The organism is Limnohabitans sp. TEGF002 (assembly GCF_055395845.1).
Genome location: NZ_AP029224.1, coordinates 2,837,265 through 2,861,515, shown reverse-complemented (window position 1 = coordinate 2,861,515; position 24,251 = coordinate 2,837,265). Strand labels below are relative to the sequence as shown.

Annotated in this window: 31 protein-coding genes and 1 tRNA gene; 29 read left to right on the top strand and 3 right to left on the bottom strand. The window is 59.0% G+C overall.

What is annotated here, in order from left to right; genetic code table 11:
* Position 1 precedes the first annotated feature (1 nt).
* The 20 genes from ACZ5SR_RS14375 (at position 2) to tatC (ending at position 13,023) form a co-directional block, all read left to right on the top strand.
* Positions 2–244, top strand: coding sequence for a BolA family protein (locus ACZ5SR_RS14375; RefSeq protein ID WP_464449310.1), 243 nt, complete (start codon positions 2–4; stop codon positions 242–244).
* 43 nt (positions 245–287) lie between these two features.
* Positions 288–1,553 (top strand): UDP-N-acetylglucosamine 1-carboxyvinyltransferase, encoded by a 1,266-nt coding sequence (gene murA / locus ACZ5SR_RS14370; protein WP_464449309.1) that lies wholly within the window; start codon positions 288–290, stop codon positions 1,551–1,553.
* A complete protein-coding gene (gene hisG / locus ACZ5SR_RS14365; RefSeq protein ID WP_299514817.1) occupies positions 1,550–2,191 on the top strand; it encodes an ATP phosphoribosyltransferase in 642 nt (213 codons plus the stop codon). Before murA ends, hisG begins: the two co-directional genes overlap by 4 nt.
* Before the next feature lie 2 nt (positions 2,192–2,193).
* Positions 2,194–3,537 (top strand): histidinol dehydrogenase, encoded by a 1,344-nt coding sequence (gene hisD, locus ACZ5SR_RS14360; RefSeq protein ID WP_464449308.1) that lies wholly within the window; start codon positions 2,194–2,196, stop codon positions 3,535–3,537.
* Entirely contained in the window at positions 3,534–4,619 is a 1,086-nt protein-coding gene (hisC, locus tag ACZ5SR_RS14355) for a histidinol-phosphate transaminase (RefSeq protein WP_464449307.1), read from the top strand. Before hisD ends, hisC begins: the two co-directional genes overlap by 4 nt.
* Positions 4,616–5,206 carry an imidazoleglycerol-phosphate dehydratase HisB gene (hisB, locus tag ACZ5SR_RS14350; RefSeq protein ID WP_464449306.1) on the top strand — a complete coding sequence of 197 codons (591 nt, stop codon included), beginning with the start codon at positions 4,616–4,618 and terminating at the stop codon, positions 5,204–5,206. The genes hisC and hisB overlap by 4 nt, the downstream gene beginning before the upstream one ends.
* A gap of 2 nt (positions 5,207–5,208) precedes the next feature.
* The gene (gene hisH, locus ACZ5SR_RS14345) at positions 5,209–5,865 is read left to right on the top strand and encodes an imidazole glycerol phosphate synthase subunit HisH (protein ID WP_464449305.1); all 657 of its coding nucleotides are present in this window, start codon (positions 5,209–5,211) and stop codon (positions 5,863–5,865) included.
* A gap of 48 nt (positions 5,866–5,913) precedes the next feature.
* Positions 5,914–6,654, top strand: a complete 741-nt coding sequence (hisA, locus tag ACZ5SR_RS14340) for a 1-(5-phosphoribosyl)-5-[(5-phosphoribosylamino)methylideneamino]imidazole-4-carboxamide isomerase (RefSeq protein ID WP_108332550.1) — start codon at positions 5,914–5,916, stop codon at positions 6,652–6,654.
* Positions 6,655–6,659: 5 nt separating this feature from the next.
* Positions 6,660–7,517 (top strand): D-hexose-6-phosphate mutarotase, encoded by an 858-nt coding sequence (locus ACZ5SR_RS14335; RefSeq protein WP_464449304.1) that lies wholly within the window; start codon positions 6,660–6,662, stop codon positions 7,515–7,517.
* Between the two features lie 17 nt (positions 7,518–7,534).
* Positions 7,535–8,335 carry an imidazole glycerol phosphate synthase subunit HisF gene (gene hisF / locus ACZ5SR_RS14330; RefSeq protein WP_464449303.1) on the top strand — a complete coding sequence of 267 codons (801 nt, stop codon included), beginning with the start codon at positions 7,535–7,537 and terminating at the stop codon, positions 8,333–8,335.
* 348 nt (positions 8,336–8,683) lie between these two features.
* The gene (locus ACZ5SR_RS14325; RefSeq protein WP_464449302.1) at positions 8,684–9,154 is read left to right on the top strand and encodes an NUDIX domain-containing protein; all 471 of its coding nucleotides are present in this window, start codon (positions 8,684–8,686) and stop codon (positions 9,152–9,154) included.
* 113 nt (positions 9,155–9,267) lie between these two features.
* Positions 9,268–9,471, top strand: coding sequence for a DUF4160 domain-containing protein (locus ACZ5SR_RS14320; RefSeq protein ID WP_464449301.1), 204 nt, complete (start codon positions 9,268–9,270; stop codon positions 9,469–9,471).
* A complete protein-coding gene (locus ACZ5SR_RS14315; protein WP_464449300.1) occupies positions 9,443–9,694 on the top strand; it encodes a DUF2442 domain-containing protein in 252 nt (83 codons plus the stop codon). Before ACZ5SR_RS14320 ends, ACZ5SR_RS14315 begins: the two co-directional genes overlap by 29 nt.
* Before the next feature lie 94 nt (positions 9,695–9,788).
* Positions 9,789–10,178, top strand: a complete 390-nt coding sequence (gene hisI, locus ACZ5SR_RS14310) for a phosphoribosyl-AMP cyclohydrolase (RefSeq protein ID WP_464449299.1) — start codon at positions 9,789–9,791, stop codon at positions 10,176–10,178.
* A gap of 5 nt (positions 10,179–10,183) precedes the next feature.
* Positions 10,184–10,576, top strand: a complete 393-nt coding sequence (locus ACZ5SR_RS14305) for a phosphoribosyl-ATP diphosphatase (protein ID WP_464449298.1) — start codon at positions 10,184–10,186, stop codon at positions 10,574–10,576.
* 24 nt (positions 10,577–10,600) lie between these two features.
* A complete protein-coding gene (locus ACZ5SR_RS14300) occupies positions 10,601–10,963 on the top strand; it encodes a DUF4870 family protein (RefSeq protein WP_464449297.1) in 363 nt (120 codons plus the stop codon).
* A gap of 28 nt (positions 10,964–10,991) precedes the next feature.
* Positions 10,992–11,348, top strand: a complete 357-nt coding sequence (locus tag ACZ5SR_RS14295) for a histidine triad nucleotide-binding protein (RefSeq protein ID WP_464449296.1) — start codon at positions 10,992–10,994, stop codon at positions 11,346–11,348.
* Between the two features lie 96 nt (positions 11,349–11,444).
* Complete coding sequence (tatA, locus tag ACZ5SR_RS14290; RefSeq protein ID WP_464449295.1) at positions 11,445–11,690, top strand: Sec-independent protein translocase subunit TatA; 246 nt, start codon at positions 11,445–11,447, stop codon at positions 11,688–11,690.
* 34 nt (positions 11,691–11,724) lie between these two features.
* Entirely contained in the window at positions 11,725–12,192 is a 468-nt protein-coding gene (tatB, locus tag ACZ5SR_RS14285) for a Sec-independent protein translocase protein TatB (RefSeq protein WP_464449294.1), read from the top strand.
* Positions 12,193–12,234: 42 nt separating this feature from the next.
* The gene (gene tatC / locus ACZ5SR_RS14280) at positions 12,235–13,023 is read left to right on the top strand and encodes a twin-arginine translocase subunit TatC (RefSeq protein WP_464449293.1); all 789 of its coding nucleotides are present in this window, start codon (positions 12,235–12,237) and stop codon (positions 13,021–13,023) included.
* Positions 13,024–13,105: 82 nt separating this feature from the next.
* Here tatC and ACZ5SR_RS14275 read toward each other — a convergent pair whose 3' ends face one another.
* Entirely contained in the window at positions 13,106–14,260 is a 1,155-nt protein-coding gene (locus ACZ5SR_RS14275; RefSeq protein ID WP_464449292.1) for a S1C family serine protease, read from the bottom strand.
* 82 nt (positions 14,261–14,342) lie between these two features.
* Here ACZ5SR_RS14275 and ACZ5SR_RS14270 point away from each other — a divergent pair, with 82 nt between their 5' ends.
* Together ACZ5SR_RS14270 and pdxA are read left to right on the top strand one after the other, a co-directional pair.
* Positions 14,343–15,095 (top strand): Nif3-like dinuclear metal center hexameric protein, encoded by a 753-nt coding sequence (locus tag ACZ5SR_RS14270; protein ID WP_464449291.1) that lies wholly within the window; start codon positions 14,343–14,345, stop codon positions 15,093–15,095.
* A 12-nt stretch (positions 15,096–15,107) separates the two neighbouring features.
* Positions 15,108–16,184 carry a 4-hydroxythreonine-4-phosphate dehydrogenase PdxA gene (gene pdxA, locus ACZ5SR_RS14265; RefSeq protein ID WP_464449290.1) on the top strand — a complete coding sequence of 359 codons (1,077 nt, stop codon included), beginning with the start codon at positions 15,108–15,110 and terminating at the stop codon, positions 16,182–16,184.
* 13 nt (positions 16,185–16,197) lie between these two features.
* Here the strand turns inward: pdxA and mscL are convergent, their stop codons facing one another.
* Entirely contained in the window at positions 16,198–16,629 is a 432-nt protein-coding gene (gene mscL / locus ACZ5SR_RS14260) for a large conductance mechanosensitive channel protein MscL (RefSeq protein WP_464449289.1), read from the bottom strand.
* Between the two features lie 140 nt (positions 16,630–16,769).
* On the opposite strand from mscL, the gene petA reads away from it, so the two are divergent.
* The 6 genes from petA (at position 16,770) to ACZ5SR_RS14230 (ending at position 20,876) form a co-directional block, all read left to right on the top strand.
* Positions 16,770–17,366, top strand: coding sequence for a ubiquinol-cytochrome c reductase iron-sulfur subunit (gene petA, locus ACZ5SR_RS14255; RefSeq protein WP_464449288.1), 597 nt, complete (start codon positions 16,770–16,772; stop codon positions 17,364–17,366).
* Between the two features lie 11 nt (positions 17,367–17,377).
* Positions 17,378–18,787: a cytochrome b gene (locus ACZ5SR_RS14250; protein ID WP_464449287.1), complete on the top strand. Its 1,410-nt coding sequence runs from the start codon at positions 17,378–17,380 to the stop codon at positions 18,785–18,787.
* 20 nt (positions 18,788–18,807) lie between these two features.
* Positions 18,808–19,572, top strand: coding sequence for a cytochrome c1 (locus ACZ5SR_RS14245; RefSeq protein ID WP_464449286.1), 765 nt, complete (start codon positions 18,808–18,810; stop codon positions 19,570–19,572).
* Between the two features lie 91 nt (positions 19,573–19,663).
* A complete protein-coding gene (locus ACZ5SR_RS14240) occupies positions 19,664–20,275 on the top strand; it encodes a glutathione S-transferase N-terminal domain-containing protein (protein ID WP_108427527.1) in 612 nt (203 codons plus the stop codon).
* Between the two features lie 17 nt (positions 20,276–20,292).
* Positions 20,293–20,742 carry a ClpXP protease specificity-enhancing factor gene (locus ACZ5SR_RS14235; RefSeq protein ID WP_464449285.1) on the top strand — a complete coding sequence of 150 codons (450 nt, stop codon included), beginning with the start codon at positions 20,293–20,295 and terminating at the stop codon, positions 20,740–20,742.
* A 58-nt stretch (positions 20,743–20,800) separates the two neighbouring features.
* Positions 20,801–20,876, top strand: a tRNA-Thr gene (locus ACZ5SR_RS14230).
* An 81-nt stretch (positions 20,877–20,957) separates the two neighbouring features.
* Here the strand turns inward: ACZ5SR_RS14230 and ACZ5SR_RS14225 are convergent.
* Positions 20,958–21,266 carry a DciA family protein gene (locus ACZ5SR_RS14225; RefSeq protein WP_464449284.1) on the bottom strand — a complete coding sequence of 103 codons (309 nt, stop codon included), beginning with the start codon at positions 21,264–21,266 and terminating at the stop codon, positions 20,958–20,960.
* A 226-nt stretch (positions 21,267–21,492) separates the two neighbouring features.
* Between ACZ5SR_RS14225 and secA the strand changes: the two genes are divergently transcribed.
* Entirely contained in the window at positions 21,493–24,240 is a 2,748-nt protein-coding gene (secA, locus tag ACZ5SR_RS14220; protein ID WP_464449283.1) for a preprotein translocase subunit SecA, read from the top strand.
* The last annotated feature ends 11 nt before the right edge of the window (positions 24,241–24,251 follow it).

Sequence of the window (24,251 nt, the reverse complement as noted above, 5' to 3'; positions counted from 1 at the left end):
CATGAATGCAGAGCAACTTCAAGCCATCATCGCCGCAGGCCTTACGTGCACCCACCTGACGGTGGAGGGCGATGGCCGCCACTGGAGCGCCGTGGTCGTGTCTGAAGCCTTTGCTGGCATGCGCCCCATCGCCCGTCACCAACGCGTGTACGCCACGCTGGGCCAAAAAATGCACACCGACGAGGTGCACGCCTTGTCGATGAAAACCTACACGCCTGCCGAATGGGCTGCGCAAGCGCACTGAATGCCCGCATCGAGCCCAAGCACCAACGCCAATTGACCTGACCATGGACAAACTGAAAATTCGCGGCGGCCACCGCCTGCAAGGCACGCTCGATGTTTCGGGTGCCAAAAACGCCGCCCTGCCCGAGCTTTGCGCCGCTTTGCTGAGCGCCGAGCCTGTGACGCTGGCCAATGTGCCGCGCCTGCAAGACGTCTCGACCATGCTCAAGCTGATCCGCAACATGGGCGTGACGGCCGAGCACCACGAAGACGGTCGCGTGACGCTCGACGCCGGTGCTTTGAACAACCCAGAAGCCCCCTATGAGCTGGTCAAAACCATGCGCGCCTCGGTGTTGGCGCTGGGCCCGTTGCTGGCCCGCTTTGGGCACGCCAAAGTGTCTTTGCCAGGTGGCTGCGCCATCGGCTCGCGTCCGGTCGACCAGCACATCAAGGGCTTACAGGCCATGGGTGCGATCATCACGGTGGACCACGGCTACATGCTCGCCAGCTTGCCCGAAGGCCGCACTCGCCTCAAAGGAGCTCGCATCACCACCGACATGGTGACCGTCACCGGCACTGAAAACTTCATGATGGCCGCGGCTTTGGCCGAAGGCGAGACGGTGCTGGAAAACGCTGCCCAAGAGCCTGAAATTCCGGACCTCGCCGAGATGCTCATTCAAATGGGCGCGAAGATCGAAGGCCACGGCACACGCCGCATCCGCATCCAGGGCGTGGAACGCCTGCATGGCGCTCAGCACCAAGTGGTGGCCGACCGCATCGAGGCTGGGACTTTTTTGTGTGCGGTCGCTGCCACGGGCGGTGATGTGGTCTTGCGCCACGGCCGTGCCGACCACCTGGAAGTGGTCATCGAAAAGCTGCGCGATGCCGGAGCCACCATCGAGGCGGGGGCTGACTTCATTCGCGTCAAATCTGAAGGCCGCTTGAAGGCTCAGAGCTTTCGCACCACCGAATACCCGGGTTTCCCGACCGACATGCAAGCGCAGTTCATGGCGCTCAACTGCATCGCGCAAGGCGCGAGCAAGGTGACTGAGACGATTTTTGAAAACCGCTTCATGCACGTCAACGAGCTGGTGCGCTTGGGCGCGCACATCCAGATTGACGGCAAGGTCTCGGTGATCGAAGGCGTGTCGAAACTCTCAGGTGCCACAGTGATGGCGACCGACTTGCGCGCTTCGGCCAGTTTGGTGATCGCCGGTTTGGTGGCTGAGGGTGAAACCACGGTTGAACGGATTTACCACCTGGACCGCGGCTATGACCGCATGGAATTGAAACTGCGCGGCCTGGGGGCCGACATCGAAAGGGTGAAATGATCACGCTGGCCTTGTCCAAAGGACGCATCTTTGACGAAACCCTGCCGCTGCTCAAAGCCGCCGGTATCGAGGTGCTGGAAGATCCTGAAAAATCGCGCAAGCTGATCTTGCCCACCAACCAGGCCAACGTGCGCGTGGTGCTGGTGCGCGCCAGCGACGTGCCCACCTATGTGGAATACGGCGGTGCCGATTTGGGCGTGACGGGCTTGGACACGCTGATCGAGCACGGTGGCCAGGGCCTGTACCAGCCGCTGGACCTGAACATCGCCAAATGCCGCATGAGCGTGGCCGTGCGTGCCGACTACGACTACGCCAGTGCGGTGCGCACCGGCTCGCGCCTGAAAGTGGCCACCAAATACACGGCGATTGCGCGCGACTTCTTTGCCACCAAGGGCGTGCACGTTGACATGATCAAGCTCTACGGCAGCATGGAACTGGCCCCGCTCACGGGCCTGGCCGATGCCATCGTCGATCTGGTGTCGACGGGCAACACCCTCAAGGCCAACCATTTGGTTGAAGTCGAACGCATCATGGACATCAGCTCGCGCTTGGTCGTGAACCAGGCCGCGCTCAAACTCAAACAAGCACCGATCCGCGCCATCATCGACGCCTTTGCGGGCGCGGTGAAGAAAGACTGAACATGGGACTCCAGGCCAAACCCTTGCAACTGAACACGGCGGATGCCTGTTTTGAAGCGGCCTTCGCGGCGCGCCTGCATTGGTCTGCCGACACCGACGCCGCCATCGAGCAGCGCGTGGCCGACATCCTGGCCGATGTGCAGCAGCGTGGCGACGCGGCGGTGCTCGAATACACCCAGCGTTTTGACGGCCTGCAAGCGGCCGACGTGAAGGCGCTGGAGATCACCCAAGCCGAGCTGCAAGCCGCTTTGGACGGCCTGCCTGCCGTGCAGCGCGAAGCCTTGCAAGCCGCTGCTGCCCGTGTCCGTAAGTACCACGAAGCGCAAAAGAAAGCGTCTGGCGAGAGCTGGTCTTATCGCGACGAAGACGGCACCTTGTTGGGCCAAAAAGTCACGCCGCTGGACCGCGTGGGCATTTACGTGCCCGGTGGCAAAGCCGCTTACCCCTCGTCGGTGCTGATGAACGCGATTCCGGCCCATGTGGCTGGCGTGCAAGAGATCATCATGGTCGTGCCCACACCGCAAGGCGTGCGCAACCCGCTGGTGCTGGCCGCAGCCTGTGTGGCGGGCGTGAGCCGTGCCTTCACCGTGGGCGGCGCGCAAGCCGTGGCGGCGCTGGCTTATGGCACGGCCACCATTCCCAAAGTGGACAAGATCACGGGCCCCGGCAACGCCTATGTGGCCAGTGCCAAAAAGCGCGTGTTTGGCACCGTGGGCATCGACATGATTGCGGGCCCCAGCGAAATTTTGGTGTTGGCCGACGGCACCACACCCGCCGAATGGGTGGCGATGGATCTGTTCAGCCAGGCCGAGCATGACGAGCTGGCGCAAAGCATTTTGTTGTGTCCCGATGCGGCCTACATTGCCGAAGTGCAAGCCGCCATTGACCGCCTGCTGCCCGAGATGCCGCGCCGCGAGATCATCGCCAAGTCACTCAATGACCGGGGCGCTTTGATCCTGACACGCGACATGGCAGAAGCCTGTGCCATCAGCAACCGCATCGCGCCCGAGCACTTGGAGGTGTCCAGCAACGAACCTCACCGCTGGGAGCCATTGTTGCGGCACGCGGGGGCGATCTTCTTGGGCGCGTTCACCAGCGAATCGCTGGGCGACTATTGCGCTGGCCCCAACCATGTATTGCCCACCAGCGGCACGGCGCGATTTTCGTCACCTTTGGGCGTGTACGACTTCCAAAAGCGCAGCAGCCTGATTGAAGTGAGCGAAGCCGGTGCCCAGGCGCTCGGCCGCATTGCCGCTGAGCTGGCCTATGGCGAAGGCCTGCAAGCCCACGCCCGCGCCGCCGAACTCCGTTTGAACCCTGTGCCTCCGATGCGAGACCCGAAATGAGCAACGTCAGCCCCCAATTGATGCAACGCATTCGCCAAGACGTGCAGTCCATGCACGCCTATGCCATCCAGGATTCGGCGGGCATGGTCAAGCTCGACGCGATGGAGAACCCGCACCGTTTGCCCGTTGAATTGCAAAAGGCTTTGGGTGAGCGTTTGGGCGCTTTGGCGCTCAACCGCTACCCCGATGGCCGAGTCAACGACCTGCGCCATGCGCTGGCCAGCTATGCGGGCATGCCCGAAGGCTTCGACATCATGCTGGGCAACGGCTCGGACGAGTTGATCTCTTTGCTGGCCATGGCCTGCGATGTGCCCGGCGCTTCGATCATGTCGCCTTTGCCGGGTTTTGTGATGTACGCCATGAGCGCCCAGTTGCAGGGCCTGGCCTTTCATGGTGTGCCGCTGACACCTGACTTTGAACTGGACGAAGCCGCCATGCTGGTCGCCATTTCCGAGCACAAGCCGTCCATCGTGTACTTGGCGTATCCCAATAACCCCACCGGCAACCTCTGGAACGACGACACGATCGAGAAGATCGTGTTGGCCCAGGGCGCACAAGGCGGCCTGGTGGTCATGGACGAGGCCTACCAGCCCTTTGCCAGTAAGAGCTACATCGACCGCATCACGCGCCATTCGCATGTCTTGCTCATGCGCACGCTCTCCAAGTTTGGCTTGGCAGGTGTGCGTCTGGGCTACATGATCGCCCCCAAGGCTTTGGTGGCCGAGGTCGACAAGGTGCGCCCGCCCTACAACATCAGCGTGCTCAATGCCGAGTGCGCCCTGTTTGCGCTGGAGCATGCCGAGGTGTTTGCCGCTCAGGCCCAAGACCTGCGTGAGCAGCGCACCCGTTTGCTGAAAGAACTGGCCGCCTTGCCCGGCGTGCAGCCATTTCCCAGCGAAGCCAACATGATCCTGGCCCGCGTGCCCGATGCGGCCAAAACTTTTGACGGCCTGAAGTCCCATGGTGTGCTGATCAAGAACATTTCTAAAATGCACCCATTGCTGGCCAACTGCCTTCGCCTGACGGTGGGCACCGCCGCAGAAAACGACCAACTCCTTGCCGCTCTGAAAGCCTCCTTATGAACCGCACCGCTGCAGTCACCCGCAAGACGGCCGAGACGAACATCCGTGTCACCATCAACCTGGACGGCACAGGCCAGGCCAAGCTGGCCAGCGGCATTGGTTTTCTGGACCACATGCTCGACCAGATCGCGCGCCACGGCTTGATTGACTTGGACATCGCTTGCGAAGGCGATCTGCACATCGACGGCCACCACACGGTCGAAGACATCGGCATCACCTTGGGCCAAGCCTTTGCGCAAGCCATTGGCGACAAAAAAGGCATCCGCCGCTATGGCCACGCCTATGTCCCTCTGGATGAAGCCTTGAGCCGCGTGGTGGTGGACTTTTCAGGTCGCCCCGGTTTGCACATGGATGTGAACTTCACCTCTGGCTCGCTGGGCTCGCTCGACACGCAGCTGGTGTACGAGTTCTTCCAGGGCTTTGTGAACCACGCGCTGTGCACGCTGCACATCGACAACCTCAAGGGCGTCAATGCGCACCACCAGTGCGAGACCATCTTCAAGGCCTTCGCCCGCGCCGTGCGTGCGGCGCTTGAGCTGGACCCCCGCTCAGCAGGTGTGATCCCCTCGACCAAGGGAAGTCTCTGAGCATGAGCGTCAATCGCGTCGCAGTGGTGGACTACGGCATGGGCAACCTGCGCTCGGTGGCGCAGGCGGTGATCCATGCGGCCTCCAGCGTGGACCATGCCGAAGTGACCGTGACGTCTGACCCGCAAGTGGTGCGCGACGCGCACCGTGTGGTCTTGCCAGGGCAGGGCGCCATGCCCGACTGCATGCGCGAGTTGCGCGACTCGGGCCTGCTGGACGCCGTGCTTGAAGCCGCCGCCAGCAAGCCCCTGTTTGGCGTGTGTGTGGGCATGCAAATGCTGCTGGACCACAGCGACGAGGGCAACACACCCGGCCTCGGTTTGATCCCCGGTCGTGTGGTCAAGTTCGAGCTGGCAGGGCAAATTCAGCCCGACGGCACCCGCTACAAAGTGCCGCAGATGGGTTGGAACCAGGTCTGGCAAGACAAACCAGCGCATGCCCTGTGGCAGGGCGTCGAGGACGGCAGCTGGTATTATTTTGTGCACAGCTTCTATGCCCAGGTGGCCAACCCGGCGCACAGCGCGGCACAGACCGATTACGGTGGCCGCTTTGCTTGTGCGATTGCCCGTGACAACATTTTTGCCACCCAGTTTCACCCCGAAAAAAGCGCGGCCCAGGGTTTGGCCTTGTTCCGCAATTTCCTCCACTGGCAGCCTTGAGAAGTTTTCACTGCCGTTTTTCAGCCCCTCAGACTTTTTTAATTCGCCATGATTCTGATCCCCGCCATTGACCTCAAAGACGGCCACTGCGTTCGCCTCAAACAGGGCGATATGGACCAAGCCACAACGTTCGGCGAAGACCCGGCCGCCATGGCCCGTACCTGGCTCGAAAAAGGCGCACGCCGCTTGCACCTGGTGGATCTGAACGGGGCCTTTGCCGGCAAGCCGCAAAACTTCGGTGCCATCAAGTCCATCCTCAAGGCTGTGGGCGACGACATCCCGGTGCAGCTGGGCGGCGGCATCCGCGATCTGGACACCATTGAAAAATACATCGACAGCGGCCTGCGCTACGTCATCATCGGCACCGCAGCCGTCAAGAACCCCGGTTTCTTGAAAGACGCCTGCACCGCCTTTGGCGGCCACATCATCGTGGGCCTGGACGCCAAAGACGGCAAAGTCGCCACCGACGGCTGGAGCAAGCTGACAGGCCACGAAGTGGTGGACTTGGCCAAGAAGTTCGAAGACTGGGGCGTCGAGTCCATCATCTACACCGACATCGGCCGAGACGGTATGCTGAGTGGCATCAACATCGACGCCACCGTCAAGCTGGCCCAAGCCCTGACGATTCCCGTGATCGCCTCGGGCGGCCTGTCCAACATGGCCGACATCGAGCAGCTGTGCGCGGTGGAAGACGAAGGTGTCGAAGGCGTGATCTGCGGCCGTGCGGTTTATTCTGGCGATCTTGACTTCGCGCTGGCGCAGCAACGCGCCGACGAACTCAACGGTTGAACCCCATGACTGCGCAGGCCACGGGCCGCGAGACCACCTTCGCGGGTCTGCCCGCCGTCGAGCTGGCCTTGCCCCAGGGCGACACGCTGCGGGTTACGCTGCACGGTGCACAGGTGCTGTCTTGGGTGTCGGGCGGTCAAGAGCGTCTGTACCTCAGCCCGAAAAGCACCATGGACGGCAAAGCTGCCATGCGTGGCGGTGTACCGGTGTGCTTTCCGCAGTTCAACCAACGCGGCCCGATGGCGGAGCGTCTGCCCAAACATGGCTTTGCCCGCAACCTGGCTTGGCAGGCCGATGCGCCGGTGCTGTCGGCCGACAGCGCCCAGCTTTGTTTGCATCTGCAAGACAACGACCGTACCCGCGCCTGGTGGCCGCAGGCCTTTGCATTGCAACTGCACATCACCCTGCGCCCCGGCGCGCTGCGCATCAGCCTGAACGTGCACAACACCGACACCCAACCTCTGGCGTTTTCTGGGGCACTGCACACCTATTTGGCCGTGCCTGACGTGACCTGCGCCCAGCTGCAAGGCCTGGGCGGCCAAGCCGAATGGGATGCCGTGGCCAACAGCCATGCCAGCGCCGCAGACACGCTGCAGTTTGCAGCCGAGTTTGACCGCGTGTACGTGGCCAACTCCCATCCTCTGCGACTGAACGATCAACTGCACATCCAACAAAGCGCCAGCTGGGCCAACACCGTGGTCTGGAACCCCGCACATGTCCTGTGCCAAAGCCTGGCTGACATGCCCGAAGACGGCTGGCGGCAAATGCTCTGCGTCGAAGCCGCCCAAGTGTTTGAGCCCATCACCTTGCCCGCAGGCGAGCGCTGGGAAGGCTGGCAGCAGCTGACCGTGACAACCCCTTGAATTGAAAAGAACCCCCCATGCTGGCCAAACGCATCATTCCCTGCCTTGACGTGACCGGTGGTCGCGTGGTCAAGGGTGTCAACTTTGTCGAACTGCGCGATGCTGGCGACCCGGTCGAGATCGCCGCTCGCTACAACGAGCAAGGCGCTGACGAACTCACTTTCCTGGACATTACCGCCACCAGCGATGGGCGCGACGTGATCCTGCACATCATCGAAGCCGTGGCCAGCCAAGTGTTCATCCCGCTCACCGTTGGCGGTGGTGTGCGCACGGTGGAAGACGTGCGCCGATTGCTCAATGCCGGCGCTGACAAAACCAGTTTCAACTCGGCCGCCATTGCCAATCCGCAAGTCATCCGCGAAGCCTCTGCCAAATACGGCGCGCAGTGCATTGTGGTGGCCATCGACGCCAAGCGCCGCAGCGCTGAAGACGAGCAGCGCATCGGAACGAATGGTTTGCCCATGGGCCCCGGTTGGGACGTTTACAGCCACGGCGGCCGCAAAAATGTGGGTTTGGATGCAGTGGCCTGGGCCACGCAAATGGCCGAATACGGCGCAGGCGAAATCCTGCTCACCAGCATGGACCGCGACGGCACCAAAAGCGGCTTTGACCTGCAACTGACCCGCGCCGTGAGCGACGCCGTGGGTGTGCCCGTCATCGCATCAGGCGGCGTGGGCAACCTCGACCACTTGGCCGACGGTGTGAGCATCGGCGGGGCGGATGCCGTGCTGGCTGCGAGCATTTTTCACTACGTTGAATACACGGTGCAGCAGGCGAAAGAGCGCATGCGCGAGCGGGGAATTCCTGTGCGGCTGTGACGCGCTGATCAATCGCTCACGACAAAAGCAAGGACTCCAGGGGGATTGGACACGTCGACCTCAATTGTCCTTTCGCTGACTGCGCAGCATGAACGAAAACATCACGAAGTCGTGCACCCCCAAATCACGCGGATGGCACATGCCCCTCGGCTAAGTGGTACTCAAGTGAATTAAAAAATTTAATTGTTTTAAAATTTCTTGATTTAAAGCTAAATTAAATTTCAATATTGACGTGGACCCTGACTTTAAAAGGAAGGTAAGTTGTACTGATGCACCATCCACAAAAACCAGAGGTCGCTATGCAATGAAGGCGCGCAGCACTCGGACTTTTCAACGTCACGACCAGATATGACCCAACCCTTGCACCGTCATCGCATTTCCGCAGGAGCTATCGTCGAGCACGAGGGACGCCTGCTCATGGTCAGACATGTGGTGCCCGGAAAGTATGATTTTTGGGTGGCGCCCGGTGGCGGGGTCAAGGGTAGCGAAAGTTATGAAGAAGCCGCAGCCCGAGAGGTGTGGGAGGAAACCGGCCTCACTGTCCGTGTGGGGGCTTTGCTTTACATTGAGGATTTGGTCAATTCTGAGTGTAGGTTCGTGAAGTTCTGGTTTGCCGCGCAGCTCATTAGTGGCTCCCTCGGTACGTTGCACACCGAAGCTGCTGCAGAGCACATCACGGAAGCCGCTTGGCTTCTTCCCTCAGAACTTCGAGCAAAGGTGGTTTTTCCACCTGTGTTGAATCAGGGGTATGCCAATGACAGAGACTCAGGTTTGCAGGTACCCGTGCGCTTGCCACTGAGAACCATGGCGTTTTGGTAGCCCCTTGGCGCACTGAATCGCCCCGAATTTTGTGGCGGCTGCTTGGATGTAGTCGACGAATCCGCTAGAGTCGGAGGATGGCACCTACTGTTGTACGTGATGGCCCCTTCCGCTTGTTCTTCTTCTCCCGCGAAGAGCCACGCATCCATGTCCATGTCGCACATCCAGATGGAGAGGCCAAGTTCTGGCTCAGCCCAGTTGTTGACCTGGCGACATCTACTGGCCTCACAGCCCGCCAGATCACTGAGGCGCAAACCGTTGTTCAAGCACATATGAAGGAAATCGAAGATGCATGGAACCATCACTTCGGCGGCTGAGGTCACCAACATCTCTCGTCATGGCTTCTGGATGCTCCTTGGCGATGAGGAGTTGCTGTTGTCCTATGAGCAATTTCCGTGGTTTAAACAAGCTACGGTTGAACAAATCACCCACGTTGAGCGTCCGGCACCGGATCACCTGTATTGGCCGAGCCTCGATATTGACCTTTCTGTCAACGCTATTCGCAGACCCCAGGATTTTCCGCTCATGTCGCGCGCCTGAGTGTGCCGCAGTGGCGGAATCCATTGACCTTGCATGACGGAGTTTGGGGAGTTGTAGGGGTAAGGTCACGCGCACGCATTAAGATCACTCCCCTATGAACTGGCTCGATCAAATCAAATGGGACGACAAAGGCTTGGTGCCGGTCATCGCCCAAGAAAAAGACACTGGCGACGTGATGATGTTCGCCTGGATGAACCGAGAGGCTCTGCAAAAGACGGCTGAGCTCAAGCGGGCGGTGTATTTCAGCCGTTCCCGCAACAAGCTGTGGTTCAAGGGCGAGGAGTCGGGCCATGTGCAGACGGTGCACGACATCCGCATCGATTGTGACAACGATGTGGTGCTGCTCAAAATCACCCAGCTGGGGCATGAGCCGGGCATTGCTTGCCACACGGGCCGCCACAGTTGCTTTTTCCAGAGCTTGCAGTCCGAGGGCTGGCAGGCTGTGGACCCGGTCCTGAAGGACCCTGAAACCATTTACAAGTGAACGCGATGAGTTCTAACGACACCCTGGTCCCGTCCTCTGAGGACACGCTCGCCCGCCTTGCCGCCATCATCGAAAGCCGCAAAGCGGCCAATGGCGGCGACCCCGAAAAAAGCTATGTGGCCCGCTTGCTGCACAAAGGCCCAGACGCCTTTTTGAAGAAGATTGGCGAGGAAGCCACCGAAACCGTGATGGCCGCCAAAGACGTGGACCACGGCGGCGATGCGTCCAAGCTGGTTTATGAAGTGGCCGATTTGTGGTTCCACAGCATGATCGCGCTGGCGCACTATGGCCTCACACCTGCCGATGTGGTCAACGAGCTGGCCCGCCGCGAGGGCCTGAGCGGCCTGGAAGAAAAAGCCCTGCGCAAAGTGCAAGAGCGTGAGCGCTTGGGTGAATAAATTGCACGCTTCGGCGAATAAAACATGAACGACCAACCCATCGACGACAGCACCCACACCATCAGCTGGGTCAGCTACATCCTGCACCTGATCGTCGCAGTCAGCGCTGTGATCCCTGGGGCGCAGATGGGCCCGGCTTTGCTGGTGGTGGCGCTGATCATCGATTTGGTCAAAAAAGGCGATGCCCCGGGCTGGGAGGCCACGCATTTCAGCTACCGCATACGCACCGTGATTTGGGCCGCCTTGCTGTACCTGATCACGGCGCCCTTGTGGCTGTTGATGTTTTTCCCAGGCTGGCTGGCTTGGGTGGCCATTTCCATCTGGTTTTTGTACCGCATCGTGTTGGGCATGGTGCGGCTGAACGGGCAGCGCCCAGTAACCGACTGACATTTTTGACTTTGAAACCGATCAAGCCATGACCGACGCCAACTGTATTTTTTGCAAAATCATCGCGGGCAAAATCCCGTCGCGCAAGGTGTACGAAGACGAGCACGTGTTCTCTTTCCACGACATCAACCCTTGGGCGCCCATCCATTTCCTGATCATTCCCAAGCTGCACATCCCGTCGATGATGCATCTAGCCCCAGAGCATGCAGCTCTGATGGGCCACATGATGACGCTGGCCCCCAAGTTGGCTGCGCAGGAGGGGTGCAACCCTTATCCGGATGGTGGTTTCCGCATCGTGGTCAACAATGGCAGCGAGGGCGGACAAGAAGTGCACCACCTGCACATGCACGTCATGGGCGGTCCACGCCCTTGGCTGCGGGGTTGAAAAGGCGCTTTCTTCCCCCAAATCCTTCCTTCCTCAGGGCCGATCCGATACGGGGTGTCGATCCCCTTAGAATCCACAGATCATTAGGAGATATTCATGGGTACTTTTTCCATTTGGCACTGGCTGATCGTGCTGTTGATCGTGGTCATGGTGTTCGGCACCAAGAAGCTCAAAAACATGGGTTCTGACCTGGGCGGCGCTGTCAAGGGCTTCAAAGACGGCATGAAAGAGGGCGGCACCAAGGACGAGTCAGCAGCCCCTGTGGCGGGTCAAGTCACGTCTTCGACCACGGCTCAAGCCGAAAAGACCACCATCGACGTCGAAGCCAAGACCAAGTCTTGAACGCTTGCACACCTGAACGACTGAACGCCGGACTGTGCTGGATCTAAGCTTTTCGAAAATGGCGCTCATCGGGGTGGTGGCGTTGATCGTCATCGGCCCTGAAAAACTGCCCAAAGTGGCCCGCACGCTGGGCACGCTTTTGGGCAAAGCGCAGCGCTACGTGTCAGACGTCAAGGCCGAGGTCAACCGGTCCATGGACCTGGAAGAACTCAAGAAGATGAAAGAGACCATGGAGACGGCAGCTCGTGATGTCGAGCAGACCGTCCAAACCACGGCCTCTGACTTTGAAAAAGACTGGGCAGACACCACGGCTGGGCTTAACAGCGACCTGCCTGCCATCGAGCCACCGCCTCCTTACTATGTGCGCCCAGACAAAAACTGGCGTTTGAAGCGTGGCGCCATGCCCCAGTGGTACAAAGCCCGCTCCGGGGTGCGCACCAAAGCGCTTTCGGGCGCCGCACGCGTCGCCCGTTACCGGCCCAAGCCCCTCAATTCCCTGTGACGCGGGCGCACCTTGTGTGCGCACCGTCCAACTGACCCCGCCATGTCCGATACCCCCTCCCAGCCCGACGACGAACTCAAAGGTTCAGAACAACCCTTTGTGGCGCATTTGATCGAGCTGCGCGACCGCTTGGTGCGAGCCGTGATTGCAGTGGCTGTGGCCGCAGCAGTTTTGGCCATTTACCCTGGTCCAGGCAACCTGTACGACATTTTGGCGGCGCCTTTGGTGGTGCATTTGCCCAAAGGCGCCACTTTGATCGCCACGTCGGTGATCTCGCCGTTCATGGTGCCCCTGAAGATTTTGTTGATGAGCGCGTTCCTCATCGCTTTGCCGGTGGTTTTGTACCAAGTCTGGGCCTTCATCGCCCCGGGTCTTTACAGCCACGAGAAAAAGCTGGTCATGCCTTTGGTGGTGTCGAGCACGCTGCTGTTTTTCATCGGGGTGGCATTTTGTTACTTCTTCGTGTTTGGCCAGGTGTTCAGCTTCATCCAGAGCTTTGCCCCCAAAAGCATCACCGCTGCGCCAGATATTGAGGCTTACCTGAGCTTCGTGCTGTCGATGTTCCTGGCCTTTGGCTTGGCGTTTGAGGTGCCCGTGGCCGTGGTGGTGTTGGCCCGCATGGGCGTGGTCAGTATTCAAAAGCTCAAGGATTTCCGGGGCTACTTTGTGGTGTTGGCCTTTGTGATCGCCGCCGTGGTCACGCCGCCCGATGTGGTGTCTCAGTTGGCGCTGGCCATCCCCATGTGCTTGCTTTATGAGTTGGGCATTTGGGCTGCACAGATTTTCATCAAGCACACCCAAGCCCCACAAGAGCCGGATACCTCCGCCTGACCGCTTTCTGGTTTGCCAAAACAAAAGAGGTCCGAGGGCCTCTTTTGCATGGTGAGCCAAAAAGGCAGCGCTGCTGAAACGCTTACTTTCTTGACTTGGCCGCAGGGCGCTCGGCTGGGGTCACCCGAAGATTGACTTCGCCTTGCCGGCGCCAGATGTTCACGTCTGCCGGAACACCGGGTTTCAAGCTGGCCACCTGCGTCAACAACTCAGACACGTTGCGCACGGGTTGCTCGGCGACCTTCACGATCACATCGCCTGGCCGCATGCCTGCGGCTGCGGCTGGCCCATTTTTCAGCACCCCCGTGATCACCACGCCCACTGGCAAGGCTGGGCCTGATTTGGGCAGTTCGAAGCTTTCGGCCAGTTCGGCCGACATGTCCTGGGGTTCCACCCCGATCCAGCCTCGTATGACTTTGCCGTTTTTCAGCAGATCCTGCATCACTTGTTTGGCGGTCGAAATCGGAATAGCAAATCCGATGCCCATGCTGCCGCCCGAGCGGGAGTAGATGGCGGTGTTGATGCCCATCAAATGCCCATTCACATCGACCAGGGCACCGCCCGAGTTCCCGGGGTTGATGGCGGCGTCGGTTTGGATGAAGTTCTCGAAAGTGTTGATGCCCAACTGGCTGCGCCCCAATGCACTGACGATACCCGAAGTCACGGTTTGGCCCACACCAAATGGGTTGCCAATGGCCAGCACCACATCGCCCACTTGCAGCTCTTGGGTTTGCCCCAAAACGATCACAGGCAATTTGTCGAGGGTGATTTTGAGCAGTGCCAGATCGGTGTCGGGGTCGGTGCCAATCACTTTGGCCGCTGCCCGGCGGCCATCGGCCAGCACCACCTCGATGTCGTCTGCATCTTCGATGACGTGGTTGTTGGTCAGGATGTGGCCTTCGGGGCTCACGATGACGCCACTGCCCAGACCCGCCGGGTTTTGTTCTTCTTGTTCCCCATAAAAAAACCGGAACCACGGGTCCTGCCCATGGGGGTTCTGGCTTTTGGCTTTGCTGGTGTTGATGCTGACCACAGCCGGAGATGCCAAGCGAGCCGGTGCACTCAGGCTACCTGCGGGGCGGCTGAGTGGCGAGCCGACAGGGGCTTGCAACAAGGTCATGCCGTCGGCCGAGCGCTGTGCGCTGCGCAGCCACTCGGGCTGCAAGGTGGCCACAACAAACCAGACGGCCAGCAAGACCGTCACCCATTGAGAAAATAAAAGCCAGTAACGTTTCATGGTGTCAGATTGTCCTTGATTCGTTGCATCGTCACAGGTGCCTTGCGCCACAATAGCTGACCCAGACAGAAAGCCTTTCGCCATGACCCACGCCAAAATTCTGGGCCAGGCCTTTGACGCCTTGCTCCAGCCCGACAAGTTTCGCGATTACGGCCCCAACGGCTTGCAGGTTGAGGGCGACCGCGATGTGCAGTTGCTCGTCAGCGGCGTGACCGCTAGCCGAGCCTTGATAGAGGCGGCCATTGACGCCCAAGCCGACGCCATCGTGGTGCATCACGGCCTGTTTTGGCGCGGCCAGGATGGTCGCGTCACGGGTTGGATGCGCGAGCGCTTGCGCTTGTTGCTGGCGCATGGCATCCACCTGTTTGCTTATCACTTGCCGCTCGATGCGCATCCAGAACTGGGCAACAACGCCCAGTTGGCCCGTGTGCTGGGCTTGCAAGCCGAGGGTCGGTTCGGCGAACAAGACCTGGGTTTTGTGGGGGCGGGAACACAAACCTGGTCGGGTCCTCAAGCCTTGGCTGACCATGTGGCGGCGACACTGGGGCGGCCTGTGATTTGCGTGGGCGGCAGCGATCGGCCTGTTCGCCGTGTGTCCTGGTGCTCTGGCGGGGCGCAAGGATATTTCGAAGCCGCCATTGCCCAGGGTGTGGACGCGTTCATCACGGGAGAAATTTCGGAGCCTCAGGCCCATTTGGCGCGTGAAACTGGCGTGGCCTTTTTGGCCTGCGGTCATCACGCCACCGAGCGCTATGGCGCCCCTGCCTTGGGGGCACATGTGGCGCAAGAGTTGGGTCTGCAGCACCGATTCATCGAGATCGATAACCCGGCTTGAGGCCATCTCCCTATGACAACCCCAACCGACTTGTCGACAGCCCAAATTCAGCGGCCGATTGTTCTGACCCCGGGCGACCCCTGCGGCATTGGCCCTGAAATCGTGGCGCGTGCCTGGTGCCTCGCCCCCGACTTGACCCAAGGCTGTTTTGTGGCGGGCGATGTCGGGCTGATGCGCCGCGCCATGGCCTTGGTGCAAGCGATTCCGACATTCCCTGTTTGCGAGATTGACTCACCCGAACAGGCCTTGCATGTGCCGCCGCGCTGCTTGCCTGTGTTGCAGGTGGTGCCTGTGGCCCCTGTTTTGCCTTGGGGGCAAATCGATGCCCGTGCCGGTCAATTGGCAGGCGAAGCGGTGCTATGGGCCACCCGCGCTGCCTTGCGTCGGGAGGTGGCAGCCTTGGTCACTGCGCCATTGCACAAAGAAGCCCTGCATGCCGCGGGGGCCCCTTACGACCAGTACCCGGGCCACACGGAGTTGCTGCAAGCCGAGGCGGCCAGACACCTGGGTGTGTCTGTGGCCCAAATGCCGGTGCGCATGCTGCTGGCGAACGACGAATTGCGCACCGTGCTGGTGAGCATCCATTTGTCGCTGCGTGAGGCGCTGGAGGCTGTCACGCACGACCGGGTGCTGGAGACTTTGCGCATCACCGATGCGTCATTGCGAACTGTGCTGGGCCGTAGACCGCGCATCGCCGTCGCAGGCGTGAACCCCCATGCGGGAGAGTGTGGTTTGTTTGGCCGAGAGGAAATCGACATCCTGCAGCCTTGTTTGGCGGTGGCTCGTCAAGAGGGCTTGGATGTGCATGGTCCATATGCACCCGATACGGTGTTCATGCGGGCTCGGCAGCGTGCCGATGGCCAACGGGCTTTTGATGTGGTCATCGCCATGTACCACGACCAAGGCCTGATCCCGGTCAAGTACCTGGGGGTAGAGCAGGGCGTGAATGTGACCTTGGGGCTTCCGCTCATTCGCACCAGCCCTGACCACGGCACTGCCATGGACCTGGCTGGACAAGGCGTGGCGGACGCCAGCAGCATGATCCAGGCGTTGCGCATGGCACGCCAGATGGTCAGCGCAGCGCCCTGACCGCTGGGGTGTTTCAGCCTTTGTTTTTGAGGCTGTCGCGGATTTCGCGTAGCAGCAAAACGTCCTCGGGGGTGATGGGCGCTGCAGCGGGTGCTACAGGTTCCGGCTTGGCCGCCGTCAGGCGGTTCATCTGGCGAATCATCACAAAGATGATGAAGGCCAGGATGACGAAGTTCAGCGCCACGGTGAGGAAGCTGCCATAAGCGAACACCGCCCCCAGTTTTTTGGCTTCAACCAAAGACAAGCCTGCCGCCTGACCCGCCAGACCCAAGTAGTAATTGGAAAAGTCCAAACCGCCGAAGGCACGGCTGACCAAAGGCATGATCAGGTCGCCGACTACCGAGTCGACAATCTTGCCAAAAGCGCCGCCAATGATCACGCCGACAGCCAGGTCCATGACATTGCCTTTTACGGCAAAAGATTTGAATTCCTGAGCAAATGACATCTCTATAACTCCTGAAAGTGAAATCGAAGCGGCCGATTGTGACGCAACATTGTGCGTACAGAGGTCTTGTAAGTCGGTTGTTTGTTTCACTCCGCTACAATCTCGGGTTGACCCTGATAACGACTCGCTAGAGGATTCCCATGAGTGACACCCCAGTCGACAGCAGCAAGCGGACCTGGCTGATTGCCTCCACTTGCGCAGGTGCCGTAGGCGCTGGCTTTGTGGCCACCCCCTTCGTCAGCAGCTTCCAACCTTCCGAACGAGCCAAAGCGGCTGGTGCGGCGGTCGAAGTGGATATTTCCGCTTTGAATCCCGGCGAAAAGCTGACCGTCGAATGGCGCGGTAAGCCCGTTTGGATCATGAAACGCTCGCCCGAGCAGCTCGAATCCCTCAAGAAAATCGAAGGTCAGCTGGCCGATCCTGCATCGGACCGTACCGCTTACCCCACGCCCGAATACGCCAAGAACCCGCACCGCTCCATCAAGCCCGAAATCATGGTGGCTGTGGGCATTTGCACCCACTTGGGTTGCTCGCCAGGCGACAAATTCGCCACCGGCGCCCAGCCATCGTTGCCCGACGATTGGGCGGGTGGTTTCTTGTGCGCTTGCCACGGCTCGACATTCGATTTGGCTGGCCGCGTGTTCAAGAACAAGCCTGCGCCTGACAACCTCGAAGTGCCTCCGCACATGTACCTGTCTGACACCAAGTTGATCATTGGTGAAGACAAGAAGGCCTGATGGAGAACAACATGGCTGAATTCAAAGAAATTTCCCCCAACGCCCCCGCTGGCGAAAAACTTCTCAACTGGGTGGACAACCGCTTCCCAGCTTCCAAGCTGTACAAGGAGCACCTGTCCGAGTACTACGCACCCAAAAACTTCAACTTCTGGTATTTCTTCGGCTCCCTGGCTTTGCTGGTGCTGGTGATCCAGATCGTGACCGGTATTTTCTTGGTCATGCACTACAAGCCTGATGCGGCTGTGGCTTTCGCCTCTGTCGAATACATCATGCGCGATGTGCCTTGGGGCTGGTTGATCCGTTACATGCACTCGACAGGCGCATCTGCGTTCTTTGTGGTGGTTTACTTGCACATGTTCCGTGGCCTGATTTATGGCAGCTACCGCAAGCCGCGCGAGCTGGTCTGGATCTTCGGTTGTGCGATTTTCCTGTGCTTGATGGCAGAAGCCTTCATGGGTTACCTGTTGCCTTGGGGGCAGATGTCCTATTGGGGCGCGCAGGTGATCGTGAACTTGTTCTCGGCCATACCTTTCATCGGTCCTGATCTGGCTTTGTTGATCCGTGGTGACTTCGTCGTGGGCGACGCCACCCTGAACCGCTTCTTCAGCTTCCACGTGATTGCCGTGCCTTTGGTCTTGTTGGGTCTGGTGGTAGCGCACATCATCGCCTTGCACGAAGTGGGCTCCAATAACCCTGATGGCGTTGAAATCAAGGGCCCGAACGCCCCTAAAGATGCTGGCGGTCACCCTCTGGACGGCATTCCTTTCCACCCTTACTACTCGGTGCACGACATCATGGGTGTGAGCGTCTTCTTGATGGCTTTCACCGCGATCGTGTTCTTCGCGCCTGAATTCGGTGGTTATTTCCTTGAATACAACAACTTCATTCCGGCCGATCCGCTGACCACACCTTTGCACATTGCACCCGTTTGGTACTTCACGCCCTTCTATTCGATGCTGCGTGCCATTACGAGCGAAATGATGTACGCCTTGATTGCTTGCGTCGTGATCGGTGCCGTCTTGGCTGTGGCCAAGGGTAAGCTGCCTGCCTTACTCAAGGGCGCCGTGGTCGGTGCGGCCGTGGTGATCTCTGCCCTCATGTTGGCCATCGATGCCAAGTTCTGGGGTGTGGTGGTCATGGGCGGTGCTGTGATCATCCTGTTCTTCCTGCCTTGGCTGGACAACAGCCCTGTCAAGTCGATCCGCTACCGTCCTGACTGGCACAAGTACCTGTACGCTGTGTTCGTCATCAACTTCCTGATCTTGGGTTACTTGGGTGTTCAGCCCCCATCGCCCATTGGTGAGCGCGTCTCTCAAGTGGGTTCTTTGTTCTATTTCGGCTTCTTCCTGTTGATGCCTTGGTGGAGCAAGCTGGGCACGCCCAAACCCGTTCCTGACCGCGTGACCTTCACGCCTCACTGAGATCACGGAGATTCAAGAACATGAAAAACATCAAGAAACTCGCGCTGGGCTTTGTGATGGCCCTCGGCCTGATGGCCGGTGCCCACGCCGCTGGTGGCGGTATCGCCTGGGATAAAGCTCCCAAGAAAACCAACGATCTGGCCGCTTTGCAAAACGGCGCCAAGTTGTTTGTTAACTACTGCCTGAACTGCCACTCCGCTGCTTTCATGCGCTACAACCGCCTGAAAGACATCGGTTTGACCGAGCAACAGATCAAGGACAACTTGCTGTTCACCACAGAAAAAGTGGGTGACACCATGAAGGCCACGATCGATCCGGTCCAGGCCAAAGATTGGTTCGGCAAGAACCCGCCAGACTTGACGCTCATGGCACGTTCACGTTCAGGCCATGGCGGTACAGGTGCAGATTACCTCTACACCTACCTGCGTACCTACTACCGCGACGAGACCAAGCCCACGGGCTGGAACAACTTGGCCATGCCCAACGTTGGTATGCCCAACCCGCTGTGGGAATTGCAAGGCGAGCGTGAGCCGGTTTACACAGAAAAAGAAGAGCATGGCCACAAAGTCCAAATCTTCTCGGGCTGGAAGCAAGTCAAGCCCGGCACCATGACACCTTTGCAATACGATCAGGCGATTGGTGATCTGGTGGGCTACATGCAGTGGATGGCTGAGCCTGCTCAAAACACCCGTGTTCGCATCGGTGTTTGGGTTCTGATTTTCTTGACATTCTTTACCTTTATCGCTTGGCGTCTGAACGCCTCGTTCTGGAAAGACATCAAGTAATTGATTTTTCACCCGGCCTTTGGGCTGGGTCTTGTGGAGTGGCAGGCCCTGGGGCCTTCCACTCTTTTTGATTTTTTGAGGAGCCTCCGCCATGATGGTGCTTTATTCCGGAACCACTTGCCCTTTTTCCCACCGTTGCCGCTTTGTGCTGTTTGAAAAGGGCATGGATTTCGAAATCCGTGACGTGGACCTCTACAACAAGCCCGAAGACATCAATGTGATGAACCCGTACGGCCAGGTGCCGATTCTGGTCGAGCGTGACCTGATCCTGTACGAGTCGAACATCATCAACGAGTACATCGACGAGCGTTTTCCGCATCCTCAGTTGATGCCCGGCGACCCGGTAGACCGCGCCCGTGTGCGCCTGTTCTTGCTGAATTTCGAAAAAGAACTGTTCACCCATGTCCTGACGTTGGAAAACCGTGCCCTCAAAGGCAACGACAAGGCCTTGGAAAAAGCCCGTTCGCACATCCGCGACCGTTTGACCCAGTTGGCACCTGTGTTCCTGAAGAACAAGTTCATGTTGGGTGACAATTTCTCAATGCTGGACGTGGCGATTGCCCCTTTGCTGTGGCGTCTGGACTATTACGGCATTGAGCTCAGCAAGAACGCGGCGCCTTTGCTCAAGTACGCTGAGCGCATCTTCTCGCGCCCTGCCTACATCGAAGCTTTGACGCCTTCTGAAAAGGTCATGCGCAAGTAAATTCGGGGAAGTCCACCATGATCAGCAGCACCGAACTGCCCTCCACACGCCCTTATTTGATTCGGGCCCTGTACGACTGGTGCTCCGACAACGGTTTCACGCCTTACGTGGCCGTCAAGGTGGACCCATCGGTGCAGGTGCCGCGCGAATATGTACAAGGCGGCGAGATTGTGCTGAACGTCAGCATGGATGCCACCAGTTCGCTCAAGTTGGGCAATGAATTCATCGAATTCAAAGCCCGCTTTGGTGGCAAACCTCGTGACATCATGGTGCCGATACACCGTGTCATGGCCATTTATGCACGTGAGAACGGGCAAGGCATGGCCTTTCCGGTGAGTGAAGACGACTCGGTTGCTGCGCCCACGTTGACGGCTGTGAACCTGCATGAAGTGGACGATGGCGAGGGCGAAGAGCCAACGCCACCGACCCCCAGCTCCCCACGTCCCGCCTTGAAGCGGGTCAAGTGAAAAAATTAACACGTTCAAGTCCGGAGACGGGCCTGTATCACGGTAGAATCTAGCCCGTGCCGCTTTAGCTCAGTTGGTAGAGCACCCGCCTTGTAAGCGGTAGGTCGTCAGTTCGAATCCGACAAGCGGCACCAAAACCCTAAAAGGCCCTGATCATTGATCAGGGCCTTTTTTCTTGGGCTGAACGCTGGCACGACATCCGCGATGCCGGGCGATCAAGGCACCCGGTTTTGCACCTTGATGCGGATCGATGTGACGCTTAATCCCTTGAGGGCTAAATGGGCCTGCAACGCTGGCTGGAGTTGGCGCAATTTGGCCGCCACCGCATTCGAGCTGACCAAAAGGCACCAGCAGCCGTCTTCGATGGGGCCAGCTTGCACGCTGGCCCGCAAGGGCGCGGGTAACAAGTTGCGAATCGCTTGGAAACGCGCAGACGACTCGCGCACCAGATCGGCCAAGCGGGCCAAAGTGGGGGACTCTTGCGCAGCCTGCTGAAGGGGAATGGCTTGGTGGCGTCTTTGCATGGAGAAAACGGTAACGGGTCATTATCCGGCAGCACGGAAGGTTGGGTTCGGGAGACAAAAATCGGGCTTGGACAGAGGCTAAAATCGTTCAGTTATGCTGAACTCTGTGGAGGACAGCAGGGGGCTTGGGGGTACAACCCGCAGGCCTGGTTTGTTTTGAATCTTTTTACTAGACAGGATAGACGGTCTGTTTCTCAGCCTTGGGCTGAAGGTGGATCTTATAGACATGGCCATCCCATTCCTCACCAAAATTTTCGGCAGCCGAAACGACCGCCTGCTCAAGCAATACCGCAAAACCGTGGAGCGCATCAACGCCCTGGAAGCCGGTTTGGAGTCATTGAGCGACGACGAACTGCGCGGCAAGACGCAGGCCTTCCGCGAGCGATTTGCCGCAGGTGAAACACTCGATGCCTTGATGCCCGAAGCGTTTGCTGTGGTGCGCGAAGGCTCCAAGCGCGTCATGAAGATGCGGCACTTCGATGTGCAGCTGGCAGGCGGCATTGCATTGCACAACGGCAAGATCGCCGAGATGCGCACAGGTGAGGGCAAAACTCTGACCTCCACGTTGCCCGCTTACCTCAATGCCATCGCGGGCAAGGGCGTGCACGTGGTCACTGTGAACGATTACCTGGCCAGCCGCGACGCACGCTGGATGGGCAAGCTGTTCAACTTTTTGGGCTTGTCGGTGGGCATCAACTTGGCTCAGATGTCCCGAGAAGAAAAGCAAGCTGCTTACAACTCGGACATCACCTACGGCACGAACAACGAATACGGCTTTGACTACCTGCGCGACAACATGGTCTACGAAGCCCATGACCGCGTACAGAGGCCACTGAACTACGCCATCATCGACGAGGTGGACTCCATCTTGATCGACGAGGCACGCACACCCTTGATCATCAGCGGCCAGGCAGAGGACCACACCGCCACTTACCTGTCGATGAAGCAGGTTGTGCCTTTGCTGACACGTCAGGAAGGTGAGGCTGATCCCCGTACGGGTGAAGGCGTGATCACGCCTGGCGACTTCACATTGGACGAAAAAGCGCACCAAATTTTCTTGACCGAACAAGGCCACGAAAAAGCTGAAGGTGTTTTGGCAAAGTTGGGCATGATTCCAGAAGGCGCAAGCCTCTACGACCCGGCCAACATCTCGCTGATGCACCACCTGAACGCTGCCTTGCGTGCACAGCACCTTTACCACCGTGACCAGCACTATGTGGTGCAAGAAGGCGAAATCGTCATCGTGGACGAATTCACCGGGCGCTTGATGACCGGTCGCCGTTGGAGTGATGGTTTGCACCAAGCCGTTGAGGCCAAAGAAGGTGTGCAGATCCAGGCTGAAAACCAGACCTTGGCTTCCATCACATTCCAGAACTATTTCCGCCTCTACAACAAGATCGGCGGTATGACCGGCACGGCCGATACCGAGGCTTATGAGTTCCAGGAAATCTACGGTCTCGAGACCGTGGTCGTTCCGCCGCACCGCAAGAGCCAGCGCGAAGACCAGCTGGACCGCGTCTACAAGACGTCACAAGAGCGCTACACGGCTGCGATTGCCGACATCCGTGAATGCCATGAGCGCGGGCAACCTGTGCTCGTGGGCACCACCTCGATCGAAAACTCCGAATTGATCGCGCAGCTGCTGACGCAGGAGAAGTTGCCTCACCAAGTGCTCAACGCCAAGCAACACGCCCGCGAAGCAGACATCGTGGCCCAGGCCGGACGACCCGGCATGATCACCATTGCGACCAACATGGCAGGTCGCGGCACCGACATTGTGCTCGGCGGCAACATCGAAAAAGACATTCAGGCCGTGGAAGCCGATGAGACCCTCTCCGAAGAGGCTCGCCAAGCCCGTGTGAACGAATTGCGCGAGCAATGGAAAGTGGTGCACGAGCAGGTCAAGGCCTTGGGTGGTTTGCGCATCATTGCCACCGAGCGCCATGAGTCACGCCGCATCGACAACCAGCTGCGTGGCCGTTCGGGCCGCCAAGGTGACCCTGGCTCCTCACGGTTTTATTTGAGCCTGGACGATCCGTTGATGCGCATCTTTGCGGGTGATCGCGTGCGCTCCATCATGGACCGCCTGAAAATGCCCGAGGGCGAAGCCATCGAAGCGGGCATCGTCACACGCAGCATTGAAAGTGCGCAACGCAAAGTCGAATCGCGAAACTTCGATATCCGCAAGCAATTGCTGGAATACGACGATGTGTCCAACGACCAGCGCAAGGTGATTTACCAGCAGCGCAACGACATTCTGGATGCAGTGGATCTGAACGGTCAGATCACTGCGCTGCGCGAAGGCTGCTTCACCGACATGGTGCGGCAGTATGTGCCTGCCGAGACGGTCGAAGAGCAGTGGGACCTGGCCAGCCTCGAAAAGGTGCTGGCTGACGAATGGATGCTCACACTCCATTTGCAGGAAAAGGTCCAGGCTTCCAGTGCCATCACCGACGAAGAGATTCTCGAGATGGTGGTGGCTGCTGCCAACGCCCATTTCCAGACCAAGCTCGACAACGTGGGCGCAGACAACTTCACCTCGTTTGAGCGCATGATTTTGCTGCAAAGCATCGACACCCACTGGCGTGAACACCTGAGTGCACTGGATTACCTGCGCCAAGGTATTCACCTGCGTGGCTATGCGCAAAAGCAGCCCAAGCAGGAATACAAGCGCGAAGCCTTTGAGTTGTTTGGCCAGTTGTTGGATGCCGTCAAGAACGAAGTCACCAAGACCTTGATGACCGTGCGCATCGATTCGGGTGATCAGATTGAGCAAGCGGCCCAGGCCATCGAAGAGCGTGCAGAGCAGATCAGCAACGTGACTTACACCGCACCCGACGAGTCGGGTGAGGCCCAAACCGTGACGACAGATATGGCGGGCATGCAGCCAGCTTTTGGACCTGTGGGTCGCAACGAACCCTGCCCTTGTGGCAGTGGCAAGAAGTACAAGCACTGCCACGGCAAACTCGCTTGATGGCAGCGAAC